Annotated in this window: 17 protein-coding genes; 10 read left to right on the top strand and 7 right to left on the bottom strand. The window is 36.0% G+C overall.

Features of this window, described 5'->3' with window-relative positions:
- Positions 1-27: 27 nt before the first annotated feature.
- A complete protein-coding gene (locus FW780_RS19695) occupies positions 28-846 on the bottom strand; it encodes a hypothetical protein (protein ID WP_149835322.1) in 819 nt (272 codons plus the stop codon).
- A 424-nt stretch (positions 847-1,270) separates the two neighbouring features.
- On the opposite strand from FW780_RS19695, the gene FW780_RS19690 reads away from it, so the two are divergent.
- Genes FW780_RS19690 through FW780_RS19675 form a run of 4 tightly spaced genes read left to right on the top strand, consistent with a single transcriptional unit; the run spans position 1,271 to position 4,531 of the window.
- Complete coding sequence (locus FW780_RS19690) at positions 1,271-1,900, top strand: NUDIX hydrolase (protein ID WP_149835321.1); 630 nt, start codon at positions 1,271-1,273, stop codon at positions 1,898-1,900.
- 27 nt (positions 1,901-1,927) lie between these two features.
- The gene (locus tag FW780_RS19685) at positions 1,928-2,734 is read left to right on the top strand and encodes a lysophospholipid acyltransferase family protein (RefSeq protein WP_047373745.1); all 807 of its coding nucleotides are present in this window, start codon (positions 1,928-1,930) and stop codon (positions 2,732-2,734) included.
- Between the two features lie 15 nt (positions 2,735-2,749).
- Entirely contained in the window at positions 2,750-3,187 is a 438-nt protein-coding gene (locus tag FW780_RS19680; protein WP_149835320.1) for a hypothetical protein, read from the top strand.
- Positions 3,188-3,193: 6 nt separating this feature from the next.
- Positions 3,194-4,531 carry a UDP-N-acetylmuramate--L-alanine ligase gene (locus tag FW780_RS19675; RefSeq protein WP_149835319.1) on the top strand — a complete coding sequence of 446 codons (1,338 nt, stop codon included), beginning with the start codon at positions 3,194-3,196 and terminating at the stop codon, positions 4,529-4,531.
- A gap of 50 nt (positions 4,532-4,581) precedes the next feature.
- Here FW780_RS19675 and FW780_RS19670 read toward each other — a convergent pair whose 3' ends face one another.
- The 4 genes from FW780_RS19670 to FW780_RS19655 all read right to left on the bottom strand — a co-directional run bounded on the left by FW780_RS19670 (position 4,582) and on the right by FW780_RS19655 (position 8,160).
- Entirely contained in the window at positions 4,582-5,193 is a 612-nt protein-coding gene (locus FW780_RS19670; RefSeq protein ID WP_149835318.1) for a hypothetical protein, read from the bottom strand.
- A gap of 74 nt (positions 5,194-5,267) precedes the next feature.
- Positions 5,268-6,326, bottom strand: coding sequence for an NAD(P)H-dependent flavin oxidoreductase (locus FW780_RS19665; RefSeq protein WP_149835317.1), 1,059 nt, complete (start codon positions 6,324-6,326; stop codon positions 5,268-5,270).
- Between the two features lie 150 nt (positions 6,327-6,476).
- Positions 6,477-7,181, bottom strand: a complete 705-nt coding sequence (locus FW780_RS19660) for a DNA alkylation repair protein (RefSeq protein ID WP_149835316.1) — start codon at positions 7,179-7,181, stop codon at positions 6,477-6,479.
- A gap of 103 nt (positions 7,182-7,284) precedes the next feature.
- Complete coding sequence (locus FW780_RS19655) at positions 7,285-8,160, bottom strand: aldo/keto reductase (RefSeq protein WP_149835315.1); 876 nt, start codon at positions 8,158-8,160, stop codon at positions 7,285-7,287.
- 243 nt (positions 8,161-8,403) lie between these two features.
- Between FW780_RS19655 and FW780_RS19650 the strand changes: the two genes are divergently transcribed.
- Together FW780_RS19650 and FW780_RS19645 are read left to right on the top strand one after the other, a co-directional pair.
- The gene (locus FW780_RS19650) at positions 8,404-8,838 is read left to right on the top strand and encodes a GNAT family N-acetyltransferase (protein WP_149835314.1); all 435 of its coding nucleotides are present in this window, start codon (positions 8,404-8,406) and stop codon (positions 8,836-8,838) included.
- Positions 8,839-9,306 carry a GNAT family N-acetyltransferase gene (locus tag FW780_RS19645; protein WP_149835313.1) on the top strand — a complete coding sequence of 156 codons (468 nt, stop codon included), beginning with the start codon at positions 8,839-8,841 and terminating at the stop codon, positions 9,304-9,306. It abuts the gene before it with no gap.
- Here the strand turns inward: FW780_RS19645 and FW780_RS19640 are convergent.
- Both FW780_RS19640 and FW780_RS19635 read right to left on the bottom strand, forming a co-directional pair.
- On the bottom strand, positions 9,283-10,179 hold the full coding sequence (locus tag FW780_RS19640) for a LysR family transcriptional regulator (protein WP_149835312.1): 897 nt from the start codon (positions 10,177-10,179) through the stop codon (positions 9,283-9,285). The genes FW780_RS19645 and FW780_RS19640 overlap by 24 nt on opposite strands.
- A gap of 40 nt (positions 10,180-10,219) precedes the next feature.
- Positions 10,220-10,966 (bottom strand): metallophosphoesterase family protein, encoded by a 747-nt coding sequence (locus FW780_RS19635; RefSeq protein WP_149835311.1) that lies wholly within the window; start codon positions 10,964-10,966, stop codon positions 10,220-10,222.
- Positions 10,967-11,276: 310 nt separating this feature from the next.
- Here FW780_RS19635 and FW780_RS19630 point away from each other — a divergent pair, with 310 nt between their 5' ends.
- From FW780_RS19630 to FW780_RS19615, 4 genes are read left to right on the top strand one after another with little or no spacing between them, the layout of a single operon-like run.
- Complete coding sequence (locus tag FW780_RS19630) at positions 11,277-11,894, top strand: NAD(P)H-dependent oxidoreductase (RefSeq protein ID WP_149835310.1); 618 nt, start codon at positions 11,277-11,279, stop codon at positions 11,892-11,894.
- On the top strand, positions 11,891-12,775 hold the full coding sequence (locus FW780_RS19625; protein WP_149835309.1) for an NAD-dependent epimerase/dehydratase family protein: 885 nt from the start codon (positions 11,891-11,893) through the stop codon (positions 12,773-12,775). The genes FW780_RS19630 and FW780_RS19625 overlap by 4 nt, the downstream gene beginning before the upstream one ends.
- Position 12,776: 1 nt before the next feature.
- Positions 12,777-13,064: a putative quinol monooxygenase gene (locus FW780_RS19620; RefSeq protein WP_149835308.1), complete on the top strand. Its 288-nt coding sequence runs from the start codon at positions 12,777-12,779 to the stop codon at positions 13,062-13,064.
- Between the two features lie 2 nt (positions 13,065-13,066).
- Positions 13,067-13,819 (top strand): type 1 glutamine amidotransferase domain-containing protein, encoded by a 753-nt coding sequence (locus FW780_RS19615; RefSeq protein WP_206669039.1) that lies wholly within the window; start codon positions 13,067-13,069, stop codon positions 13,817-13,819.
- Positions 13,820-13,908 lie beyond the last annotated feature (89 nt).

Below are 13,908 nucleotides of genomic sequence, written 5' to 3'. Positions count from 1 at the left end.
TAAGATTTACAGTATGTGTTATAGGGCTTAATTGGATTGATTCACAATCATTGAGTTTCCGTTACCCATCTGAGTTCCTACATGAATATGAGAGTCACCAGTCTGAGTTACCCAGGTAAAGTTTCCGTTACCCATTTGAAGGTCAATTGCTGTATTGGAATCACCTAACTGGAACTGATAAAGTTGATTTGCATTACCTGCCTGTACTCCCACAGAAGTATTATCATCTCCTACCTGAACTGAAGCTGCGATATTACCTGTTCCTGCCTGTACATGAGTAGCACTGTTATCATTACCATCCTGATACTGAACAAGGATATTATTGGCTCCTATCTGAAGTCCGCTGGCTTCATTTCTTCTTCCTAACTGAACTTGAAATGCTTCGTTACCGCTACCTACCTGAATAGCTGAAGCGTCATTTCTTCTTCCGTCCTGATATTGAACAACAGAGTTATCTAATCCTACCTGTACCGAAGAAGCATCATTTCTTCTTCCTATTTGAGTTTGTTCTGTAGAGTTAAGAACTCCAAGTTGCCATGTTGAAGCAGAGTTTCTGTTTCCCATCTGCATTACTTCGTTTGAGTTTCCAATACCCACCTGATCTACGTCTATAGAGTTTCTGTTTCCGATACTTTGTGCAGTATTAACATTCAAAATACCTACCTGATCAATGTCTGCAGTATTACGATTTCCTGTCTGTGTCAAAGAGTTGATGTTCAAAAGACCAGTCTGATCCACAGTAGCAACATTTAAGTTTCCTGTTTGGGTAGTTACATCAATATTGAATTGTGCAAATCCGAAACTCATGGCGAATAGTGTAAGTACACCTGTAAGTAAATTTTTCATCTTAGTAAAAATTAATTGGTTAATAGTAAGGCAAAGGTAGCCTCTGTATCAAAATGAAAAACCACCATCAAAGTGTAAATTTCAAAAGTCACTGTTTCTAGTTGTAAAGGTCACTATTTGCCGTTGTACGGAAGTCATTATTTTCAGTTACGGAAAAATACGGTGGCTTTTCAAAAGTCATAAGTAGCTCATTCAGTGGTGAATATTGAACATTCTCTGACCATTATTTTCACTCATTTTTTCAGATTCATCAAAAGCATTAAAACTTCACAGTTCCGGGTTTTAAAATCTTTAAGGTTAACAATAATTCACCTTTCATTGGCAAAACAAAATCCACAACTCCACATCTTTTCATCCTAATATCACATAGGTTAATTAATGTTAAGGCTCTTATTTCTTCAAGATATATTGTTAAATTTGAGGTATGGAAAATTTTGGAAAAGATTTATTACGAAAAATAAAAAGTGTAGAACTTCCCGGTGAGCATGCACATGGGGTTTTCTCACCTCCCTACCGTCCCGTTTTTACTTATGATGAAGTATTGGCAAAGAATCCCAAATTTGCGGCTGTCAATATCGTTTTATATCTGAAAGACAACGAGTGGTATTTTCCATTGATTCAAAGAACCATTAATGAGCATGACAGGCACAGCGGGCAGATTTCCCTGCCTGGAGGAAAGCGCGAAGAGATGGACAGAGATTTTGCAGAAACCGCAGTTCGGGAAACTTCTGAAGAAATCGGAATAGACAAACATTATGTAAGAATCATCAGAGAAATGTCTCCTATTTATATTCCACCGAGCAATTTTTATGTGTATCCCTATATTTCTTATACTAAAAAGAATCCCGCCTTCGTTCTTCAGCAAACGGAAGCTGTGGAAACCATAGAATTTCCTATCACTTCCTTTCTAAATCTGTCAGACACCCCCGAAATCATGGCATTACCTAATGCAAGCGGACATGAAGTTCCTGTTATCAATTTCAACGGATACATTATCTGGGGTGCTACAGCGATGATATTAAGTGAATTCAGCCAGTTGCTGAAAAAAATGTAACTTTGCACTACCGTGTTTAATTGAGAGATGGCGAAGAAAAATATTTTCACCGATGCATTCGGAACACCTTATTTTTTGAAAAGGTTTATTATTTTTATTTTAGGAGTTGTATCATACAGAAGATTCAACGGCTTTAATAAGTTAAAAATAACCGGAACAGAACACCTTGTGGATCTTCCGGATTCTAACGTACTTTTTGTATCCAACCATCAGACCTATTTTGCAGATGTGGCAGCAATGTATCATGCTTTCTGTGCTGTAAATAACGGATATCTAAACACAATAAAAAACCCGATCTACCTCTTGAACCCAAAGATCGATTTTTACTATGTAGCAGCAGAAGAAACCATGAATAAAGGTATTCTTCCTAAAATCTTCAAAATTGCAGGTGCTGTAACGGTAAAAAGAACCTGGAGAGCAGAAGGAAAAAATGTCAACAGAATGGTAGACATGAGTGAGGTAGACAATATTATGAAAGCATTGGACAATGGCTGGGTAGCGACTTTCCCTCAAGGAACTACTTCCGCTTTTGCACAGGGACGAAGAGGAACGGCCAAACTGGTAAAGAACCAGCGTCCTATTGTGATTCCGATCAAAATAAACGGATTCAGAAGAGCTTTTGATAAAAAAGGACTCCGCGTAAAGGTAACCGGTGTAAAACCTACGATGGAATTCAAAGCTCCTTTGGATATTGATTATGATAATGAAAAAGCACCGGAAATTTTATTGAAAATCATGACTGCCATTGAGCAGACAGAAGATTTCAACCTATTACACAGTTATGATGAAGAACTTAAAGCTAAAAAATTAGAACAAAAGGACTCAAATAATTAAAGTAAATTAAAAATTATGAACAAAATACTTGGAATCTTATTCGCAATCATAGTATTAGTTTCATGCAACAGCCAAAAAGTATATTCGGATTTTGATATCAGCTATTCGAAAAGTGGAGGCTATGCTCCGGTATATGAAAATCTTCTTATAAAAGGAAATAATGTACACTACTCTTTTGAAGGGCAGGGCAAGAAATACAAGCAGGATTTTAAGATCTCTGATGAGGATTTGAAGAAACTGGATCAGGTTCTTTCTCAGAACAATTTCAGAAGAATACAGGAAGACCGTAAAAAGATCTACGACAACGTTTCAACATCCATTAATGTCAAGAAAGGTCCTAATGAAGGGAGTAAATCGGATGCCAGCATGATTATTTCAAATTATCAGACCAACTGGAAAAATATTCTTGAAGCTTTCCAGCAGATCATTAATACTAATGTTAAAAAACAGTAAATACAATTGAAAACCCACTTCATTGCTATTGGCGGAAGCGCCATGCATAATCTCGCGATTGCATTAAAAGACAAAGGATATCAGGTGACAGGTTCTGATGACGCTATTTTTGAGCCTTCAAAATCCCGTCTGGAAAAGAAAGGAATTCTGCCTCAGGAAATGGGCTGGTTCCCGGAAAAAATCACTCCGGATATTGATGCTGTTATTCTTGGGATGCATGCACACCAGGATAATCCTGAATTGGCAAAAGCAAAAGAATTGGGTCTGAAAATATATTCTTATCCTGAATTCTTATACGAGCAGTCTAAAAATAAAACAAGAGTTGTGATTGCCGGATCACATGGCAAAACAACTATTACTTCAATGATCCTACATGTTTTGAATTTCCACCAGAAAGATGTGGATTTCATGGTTGGGGCTCAGCTTGAAGGTTTCGACTGTATGGTAAAACTGACTCAGGATAATGACTTTATGGTTTTGGAAGGTGATGAATACCTTTCTTCTCCTATTGATCTTCGTTCTAAATTTTTACTGTATCAGCCGAATATTGCTTTAATGAGTGGTATTGCATGGGATCATATCAATGTTTTCAAAACATTTGATGATTATATTGATCAGTTCAGAAAGTTTGTGGCAAGTATTACAGCGGGAGGAGTTCTGGTATACAATGAAGAAGATCCGGAAGTAGTGAAAGTAGTGGAAAATGCAGAGAACTATTTCAGAAAAATCCCTTACAAAACTCCTGAATACGAAATCAGTAATGGTAAAGTGTATTTAAAAACTGAAATGGGAGATGTTCCCCTTTCTGTTTTTGGAGCCCACAACCTATTGAATATGGAAGGAGCTAGACATATCTGCCGACAGCTTGGCATTATGGACGAAGACTTTTATGAGGCTATCATGAGCTTCAAAGGGGCATCCAAACGTCTTGAAAAAGTGGAAAGAGAAGATAAAGGAACGCTTTATAAAGATTTTGCTCATGCACCAAGCAAAGTGAAGGCTGCTGTAAAGGCGTTCACAGAGCAATTTAAAAATGATAAGAAATATGGATTTCTGGAGCTGCACACGTATTCCAGCTTAAATCCGGCCTTTCTTGAGCAATATGACCATGCAATGGACGGTCTGAATGAAGCCATCGTTTTCTATTCGGAAGATGCTTTGAAGATCAAAAGAATGGAACCTATATCACCAGAATTTATCAAAGAAAAATTCAAGAATGAAAATTTGAAGGTTTTTACAAACGCTGAAGATCTTCATGCCTATTGGAATACATTGGATAAAACGGATGGTGTTTATTTAATGATGAGTTCCGGAAATTTTGGCGGTCTCGATTTAACAAAATAAACAAAAAGCTTCAGATTATATTTCTGAAGCTTTTTTATTCAATGTTATTTCTAATTATTCAATCTTTTGTTGTTGATCAGCTCAATACTTTTTATAGATCCTACCGGCGAGATTTTTATCGTTTTGTTTCCTTTTGCCAGATAGAAGTAATACATACTGTTTGATCCTATCAGATGTACCAGTTCAGAATTTTCATCACTATAATTTAATTTATAGTCATATTTAAGCTTGTTCTCTTTTATTCTTTTTGTTAATGTCATCCCTTCACCTATCCCAATTCCCACAAAGAAAGACAATAGCATCATGGCCAGGAATCTTACGAACATATTGGTAAAATGATTTTCAATGGCTTCCTTACTCATAGTTTCATGTTCTTTAAGAGAAGCCATTTGTAATGCCCATCGTTTATTTTTATTGGCCTGTTTTGATAAATAGGACGGAAAAGCAAATGAAAATACAATGATACCAATGAGGGCAATCAATATTACCGGATGAGCAGTTAAGGTAGCAATTGGACTGATCAGAATGTCCATGATTGTTGAATATTTTAGAATATTAATGCCTATCTGGTAATAGAAGACACTTTCTTTTAATATTCCCATTACGACAAGAAACAGGTAGCCGAACGGAAGTGATCTCTGAATTCCCTCTGAAAATTTCATGTATATTTTCGTTGATTTTAGTTTTTATATTTCACGAAAATAGAAAATTAACAGCAAATTGAAAACATATTGATCTATCTTTCACATTCTTTGATCAGATTTTTTAAAATTTCTTCTGTAGAAAGTTCACTGTAAGGATGGATAGACTGCCCTACCCAGATTCCTACAAAATCAGAATTTTGCTGAGATTTTGCCGCTTTACGCAATACATTGGTCAATTTGTTCTGATAAGGATAGGGCAAAATATATTCTGAGTTTTCAACCGTTTCTATAAAGTGATTTTTCACTCCTCTGGCATATCTTCCGGAGAAGCTCTTCGTTAAAACAATTTCCTCTTCCTTCACTTTTTTCAGTCTTTCCTTTTCAAAAGGCTGTAAAGCACTTTCCTGTGAAGCCAATAAAAGATTACCCACCTGAAAACCCTTTGCTCCTAAATCTTTAACGGCTTGTAATGTCCTGGCACCATAAATTCCTCCTGCATAGATTAAAGGGACATTCACATGATCATATACCTGTGACAGTAAAGATAACCCTCCGATCTGCGGAATATGCTCTGCTTCAAAACTTCCTCTGTGGCCTCCCGCCTCTATTCCCTGAACACAGATAATATCAATACCCGATTTTTCAAGTTGCAAAGCTTCATTTACAGACGTACAGGTTCCAATAAGGGTAACGCCGTTTTCTTTTAATTTCTGAATACTCTGATCATCCAGATTTCCGAATGTGAAGCTTAAAATTTTACAGTTTTCCTGAATGATGGCATCCACCTGCTCATGATAACCATTTATACTGATCATCTCAAGTTCAGGAAATGCTACTTCAATATTATTTTCTTCGGCCAGATGCTCAAGAAAATGCTTTGTTTTGACAAACTTTTCTTTTAAAACATCCGTCACTTCAGGAATGTGATGAACAAAAATATTCGCAGCAAAAGGTTTATCCGTCATTTTTTTCATTTCTCTGATAAGCTCTACAGACTGATCCGCAGAAAGATCAGCCAGTGCCAGTGAACCCAGACAGTCTGCTTCTGCAGCTGCAGCAGCCATCTGTACTGTACTCACTCCAAACATCGGAGCCTGAATGACAGGGTATTGTATCCCCAGTTTTTTACTGATTGTATCCGGCCAAAACATAAGAATTATTTTTTATTAAAAAGGTACGAAGAATGAGACAACACCTTCTGTTCAATGACATGATATTGCTCAGAATATAGTTTAAAGTTCAGGTTTTTTTGAGTTTAAGGTTGTTGATCAACATCTATTACCCATTGAACAAAGTAAGATTTATTTTGCTTTTCTGAGTTCTTTATAGTACAGCTTTAATTCTGCATCAAGCTTCTCCGTGGCATAAGAAAATGTAACAGCAGGCATGGTTTTCACATATGTGGTAAGAAAATCATGTAATTTCTTTTTGTCTTTTTTTCCGGCTTCTCTTACCCAGCTTCCTACCGCTTTATTTACCAGTTCATTCGGGTCATGAACAAGAATTTCTGCAATAGCAAAAGTATCCTCTGCATCATTTTTCCTGATAAAGGCATGAGTGCTTACAATGGCTGTCCTTCTTTCCCATGGACTTTCGGAATAAGCAAGCTTATATAAGATATCTCTGGGTTTGTCTATAAGATATTCCCCAATAATACTTCTGGCGGCCCTGTCTACAAAATCCCAGTTGTTCAAACGGTCATGACGATTCAAATACAGATCAAAGAGGTCTTTTTTCTGATTTTCAGTCGTTTTTTTATTTCTGGCCTGAAAATCCATAATACTCACCGCACCCATTCTTATTTCATAGAAATCACTGTCAAGAAGTTTGTTGACCTCTTCCAAAGACATTGCAGAAAACTCTTTAGCCATATTAAAAACATCTCCGAATTTCACTCCGAAGCTTTTTGTAATCCCGTCATTTCCTTTGAAAAACTTCTCAGCTTTATTGAGTTCTTTTTCATTTTTGAATAACGAGAGTGTTTCTATGAATTCTTGTGCAGTCATGGAGTATTATTAATTTAAAATCCCACAGGTTTCACAATAACTCAGATTCCTAATCTGTACATTCATGAAAACTGCGGGAATTATTTATTGATCAATCTGAAGATTAAATATCCGCTACGGAATTCAGCATTTTTTGCTCCCATTCAGGATCTTTAGGATCAAAGAATAATCTTTTTCCTGTATCTAAAGAACGAACGGTATTCATTTCATCTTCTGTAAGTTCAAAATCAAATACATTAAAGTTTTCTTCAATTCTCGACGGTGTCACAGATTTTGGAATCACTACGAATCCTTCCTGAAGATGCCATCTTAGAATTACCTGAGCCACAGTTTTACCATATTTTTCAGCAATCGCTCTCAGATCAGGGTTGCTTAAAAGGTTGGCATTACCATTTCCAAGCGGGCTCCAAGGCTGTGTTATGATATTATTTTCTCTGTCGTACACCTGCAATTCTTTTTGCTGGAATACCGGATGTAGTTCTATTTGGTTGATAACTGGCAGCACTGTTGAATTAGCCTTTAATTCCTCAAGTTTCTCAACCGTGAAATTACATACGCCTATAGCTTTAATCTTTCCTTCCTGATACAGCTCTTCCAAAGCTTTCCATGTTCCCAGAAAATCTCCGTATGGCCAGTGGATAAGATACATATCAAGATAATCCATCTGTAATCTGTCCAACGTTCTCTGGAAAGCACTTTTCGCTTTTTCATACCCATGATCCTGAACCCATACTTTTGATGTGATAAACAGTTCATCTCTGTTTACACCGCTATTTTTTACCCCCACTCCTACAGCAGTTTCATTCTGATAAATAGCAGCAGTATCAATCATTCTATATCCGCTCTGAATAGCTTTGATTACAGCATTTTCACATTCTTTCAGGTCTTCCATCTGCCATACACCAAAGCCTAAAGCAGGAATATCCACTCCGTTATTTAAAGTTACCACAGGCTGTCCTGCATAGGTTTTCTTTTGCATAAATCTTTATTTTAGTTATTAATATAAAGTGATAAACAAATTTGCGACAAAAAATCGAAAACTCAGCCTACCAATTTTACTGTTTGCCTTAAAAAATGGGTACGTAATGAGGTAATTCCTGCTTTCAATTTTTTATTTTTTGTTGCTGGCTGCTAGTTTTTTTTGTTAATTGCCGGTTGTTGATTTACGGTCCGGCTGGTATTCCAATACTATTTTATCTATTTTTGTTTAAAGTTAAAAATCATGTTACAAAATATCAGACTGGCCACAGCAGAAGATTATCCGACAATTATGGAAATATGGGAATCGGCTGTAAAAGCAACTCACAGTTTTCTTGCAGAAGAGGATTTCAATTATTTTAAAGAAGTTATTCCGAGAGATTATCTGCCTAATTTAGAAGTTTATTTAATTACTGAGGACAATGAACCTAAAGGTTTTGCATCCGTAGCCGAAGGCAATCTGGAAATGCTTTTCATACATAATGACACTCGTGGAAAAGGCTACGGAAAAACTCTTTATCAGTTTATGAAAGAAAAAACCGGTCTTACCAAAGTGGATGTGAATGAACAAAACCCTCAAGCCATCGGGTTTTATGAAAAAATGGGATTCAAAAAGATTGGAAGATCAGAAAAAGATAGCTCAGGAAAGGATTATCCACTTATTCATATGAGTCTGTAAATGGAAAATTTTACTTTCAATCTATTACATTCTGATTCGGAGATTCCTTATCATCTTTTGTTGTTGGCAGATGAAACCAAAGAAGCAATCAATCAATATATTTTCAAATCTGATATCTATCTTTTACATAACGACATCGAAAATATTGCGGTGATGGCATTGTACAAAAAAAGCAATAGTGAGCTTGAAATTAAAAATGTTGCTGTGATTGAAAGTTACCGAAGCAAAGGTATCGGAGGGATTCTCATGGATAAAGCAAAAGAAATTGCCAAAGAAAATCATTATAAAACACTGACTGTCGGAACGTCGGATACCGGATTCCAACAGATCAGATTTTATGAGAAAAACGGATTCACCAAAAATGGAATTCTGAAAGATTTTTTTATTAAAAACTATCCAGTTCCTATTTATGAAAACGGTTTACAGATGAAAGATATGATTTTACTAGTTCATCACCTTACGAAATAAACCTTTAATATGTTCAATTTCAGTCTGATAATTGGTTTTCTTACGACATCCGAAGTATAATGTATTTTCAAATTTCTTCTTTCCTTCCCAGATTAACTGAACTTCACCGCTTTCTATATCGCTTCTGCATAGAAAATCAGGAACAACTGCCAATCCTGTTCCACCTTTCAGACAACGAATGATTGAGTTCATGTTGGGAACAATATAATTGGGGCGGAAATTGGGCTTATGACCAAAATTCAATATCCAAAACTGAAAAAGATGTTCCATATCTCCGGTGGTTCCGTACCATTTTTCATTCTTCAGCCATTCTTCAATCTGCTCTATATCTTTTGTTTTTAACAATTTATTGAAAGCAGCTTTATCCACATCTTTCCCTCCTACCAGAACGATCTGCTCGGAAGAGAATGCTTCATGTTCGATATTGGGTGAAGAACCTTTTTTCGGCGTAATGATAAGATCCAGAATTCCTTTATCCAGCTGATCCAGCATTTCCGGATATTCTCCAAAACTGATAATCAGATTAAAAGGCAATGAAGAAACATACTGCTCCAAAGTCGTCTGAAAAGTTTCAAAACACATTCCCACGCTAATGGTAGGGGTATGCTTTTCTGTAGATTTCTGAAAGTTTTTTTCTACATCTTCCAGTTTGGTAATAGGCTCAGCAACGGCATTAAATAATACTTTCCCTCGTTCTGTGGGGATCATTTTTCTACCGGTTCTATCGAATAGTTTGTAACCCACATAAGCTTCCAATGAACTCAAATGCAGGCTCACTCCCGGCTGTGATATGAATAAAGCATCCGCAGCGCCCGTCAATGTTCCGGTTTTATAAATCGCTTTAAAAGTACGATACCATTCTAAATTGACCATGATTTAATTATTAATATTCTGATGCAAATTTACAAAATAATTATAATATTAATATATTTTCATTCTTTAGAAAGGAAGCATAATAATCCGGAATCCCGCTTTCCTTTATCCCACGGGCCGTTTCATCAATCGGATATGATAATTGTATAATTTCTGGAGTAATTTTTTCTTCATCTAAAGTGAATATGACATAAGAAGCCAGTCTGTTCTCTTCTTTAGAACGGCCTACAGAACCACAATTGACAGCCCATTCATTATTTTCAAATTGTTTTTTAAACGATAGATGGGTATGCCCCATCACCACAACATCAGCCCCAGAGTCTTTTAGCATATCCTCAAAAACCTCATCATTTTCTGATTCATAGAGATACGTATCATTACTTTCAAGACCGGAATGAACCAATTGAATATTCCAGTGCTTCTCTCCTACTTTATAGTTTAATTTTAAATGAAAAGGCAACTCTGATAAAAATTTCTTGTTCTCTTCTGTAATATGTTTTTTAGAATGATCAATAGCTATAAATCGGGCATTCGTTTCTTCTTCTGAATGCTTGGACAAAGGAACAACAGGGATATCAAAGGCAATTCTTTCATCATGGTTTCCCATCAGACAGGGAATATTCAGACTTTTGATTTTTTCAATAACCTCGTTTCCCCAAGGAGCAAAGTCCACAAGATCTCCTAAACAGAACTTCTGTCTGATTCCTCTCCGCTCAATATCTTTCAACACTACTTCCAAAGCAGGAAGATTTCCATGTACATCACTAAAAACCGCGATCTGTATCATTATCCTTCAATTTGTTAAACAAATTTACATGACAGAAGGGAATCTCAGTTCAGATATGATATGACATTTTACCATGAAAAAGAGAAATGGACAATGGTGAATTTTTGCTGCGCAAAGTCAATCGTGAAATCAGCATGCTCACAAAAATTCACAAGCGAAGCGAATTGACCATTCACTATTCACTTTAAACTCTAAATCCCGAACCAATTAAACTATAATTAAAATAATACTTCACTATAATTTATATTATTTTTATTATACAAACATCCCTCCTAACTTTGCAGAGTAAAATTTAAACAATCATAAAAAAATGAAAAAAGTACTAATCATCAACGGAGGACAAAATTTCGGACATTCCGGAGGAAAATATAATCAGACTATCGCAGAAAATACATTAGCAGTTCTTAAAGAATTTGATAATGTAGAAGTAAAAATCACCAATGTAAGTGAAAATTATGACAAAAATGAAGAAGTGCAAAAGTTCGTCTGGGCAGATTACATCATTTATCATACTCCTATCTGGTGGTTCCAGCTTCCGAACGGATTGAAAAAATATATTGATGAAGTTTTCACAGCAGGTCATGCAAAAGGAATTTATATGAGTGACGGAAGAAATGCTGAGAATCCAGAAATCAACTACGGAACTGGAGGAATGCTTGGCGGCAGAAAATATATGCTGACTACAAGTTGGAATGCTCCTGCAACAGCTTTCACGCTTCCCGGAGAATTTTTCAGTGAAACAAGTGTAGATGATGGACCGTTATTTGGTTTCCATAGAATGAATGCTTTTGTTTCATTAGAGAAAATGGAAAGTTTTCACTTCCATGATGTAGAGAAGAATGCCAATATAGAGCGTGATATGAAGCTTTACAGAGAACATGTAAGAAATGTATTTGAAAAAGAATTAAAACCAGAATTAGTATCATGAAAAAAGTACTGATTACAGGTATTACCGGCTATATAGGAGGTAGTATCGCTAAAAAACTGCTTGACAGAAATTATGAAATAACCGGACTAGTTCGTAACGAAGCTCATGTACAGGAACTGGAATCACTGGGTATCAAAACCATTATTGGGAATATTCACAATGAAGATCTTATAAAAACAGCTGTTGCCAATGTTGATGTTGTAATCCATAATGCTGATTCTGCCGATGATGCTTATGCTGTGGATAATTTCATCAAAGCAATGGAAGGAAGCCATAAAACATTCATATTTACTTCCGGATCTGCTATTTTCGGTGGAAAGGAAAATGGAAAGAGAAGTGATTTTGTGTATACAGAAGACTTCCCTCTGGTTCCAAGACTGGAAATGGCTTCAAGAGTACTTATCAACAATTATGTTCTTCAGTCTGTTCAAAAAGATATAAGAAGTATCGTTATTGTTCCTACTATGGTTTATGGAGAAGGTCTGGGAATAAAAAAAGACAGTATCCAGATTCCGGCTTTGGTTAATTTTTCTCAGAAAAAAGGACACGGTGTTTATTTTGGAGAAGGGGAAAATATCTGGTCCAACTTACATATTGAAGATTTGGCAGATTTGTATGTACTGGCCCTGGAAAAAGCAAAAGGAGGTTCTATCTATTATGCAGAAAACGGTGCTTCATCTTTAAGAAACATTGCAGAAATTATCAGTAAAAAATATAATCTGGAACCAGGCCAATCTTTAAGCATACAGGATGCGGTTGATAATTTCGGTCCTGCGGGCGGATACTTCGGCTTTGCATCCAACAGCAGATGTAATGCAGACAAAGCCAGAACAGAACTGGATTGGAAACCTATCTATAACTCAATTGAAAATTTTATTTAATATGAAAATTCACCTTACAGCAATTATAAAAGCTAAAGAAGAACATCAGACAGAAGTACTGGAAGTTCTTCAGAATATGGTAAAAGAGACAATAAAAGAAGAAGCATGTGAGCTTTACAGCCTTCATCAGGGAATTGAAGACAAAAACGAATTTGTTTTCTATGAAATCTGGAAGAGTAAAGAAGGGCTGGATCAGCACAATCAACAGCCTTACATCCAGGCTTTCGGGGCTTTGGTAGATGAAAAGCTTCAGGAAAAACCACAGATTTATATCACTAATATCATTTAATCATGAAAAAATTAGCGTTTTTAATGCTGGCAATCTTCACAATAGGATTCGCTCAGGCACAAACCAAAAAATCAAAAAATATGAAAAAGAAAATTTTATTTGTCGTAACCAGCCACGATAAAAAAGGAAGTACTGGTGAAGATACAGGATATTATTTGGGAGAAGTTTCTCACCCATGGGAAGTTCTTCACAAAGCAGGATATGAAATTGACTTTGTAAGCCCGAAAGGCGGAACTCCTCCGGTGGACGGATTTGATTTGAAAGACCCTGTAAACAAAGAGTTTTGGGAAAACAAAGAATACAAGAACAAAATTGACCATTCTATGACCCCATCTCAGGTGAACCCGAAAGAATATTCAACGATATTTTATGCAGGTGGACATGGAGCCATGTGGGATTTTGCAGACAATAAGGAACTGGCAGATATCGCTTCAAAAATTTATGAAAACGGAGGTATTGTAGCAGGTGTATGTCATGGTCCTGCAGGTCTTGTGAATATCAAACTGAATAATGGGAAATACCTTGTAGACGGAAAGAAAATCAATGCTTTCACCAATGAAGAGGAAGCTGAAGTAAAATTAACGGATGTAGTTCCTTTTTTATTAGAAAACAAACTGAAAGAAAGAGGAGCGCAATTTGAAAAATCAGGACTTTGGCAGAACCATGTAGTAGCTGATCAGAGAGTGATTACAGGACAGAATCCTCAATCTGCAAAGAGCGTTGGAGAAGCTATTTTAAAAGAATTAAATAAATAACAAATAATTTTTAACCACAAAAGTCACAAAAGTTTTAAACACTTAAGTAAATAAAGTTATAATACAGACTGTTGATAAGAACACTTAAG

The organism is Chryseobacterium sediminis (assembly GCF_008386505.1).
Classification (GTDB): Bacteria; Bacteroidota; Bacteroidia; order Flavobacteriales; family Weeksellaceae; genus Chryseobacterium; species Chryseobacterium sediminis.
The sequence above is the reverse complement of the archived record's forward strand: the minus strand, read 5'-3'. Positions and strand labels throughout refer to the sequence as shown.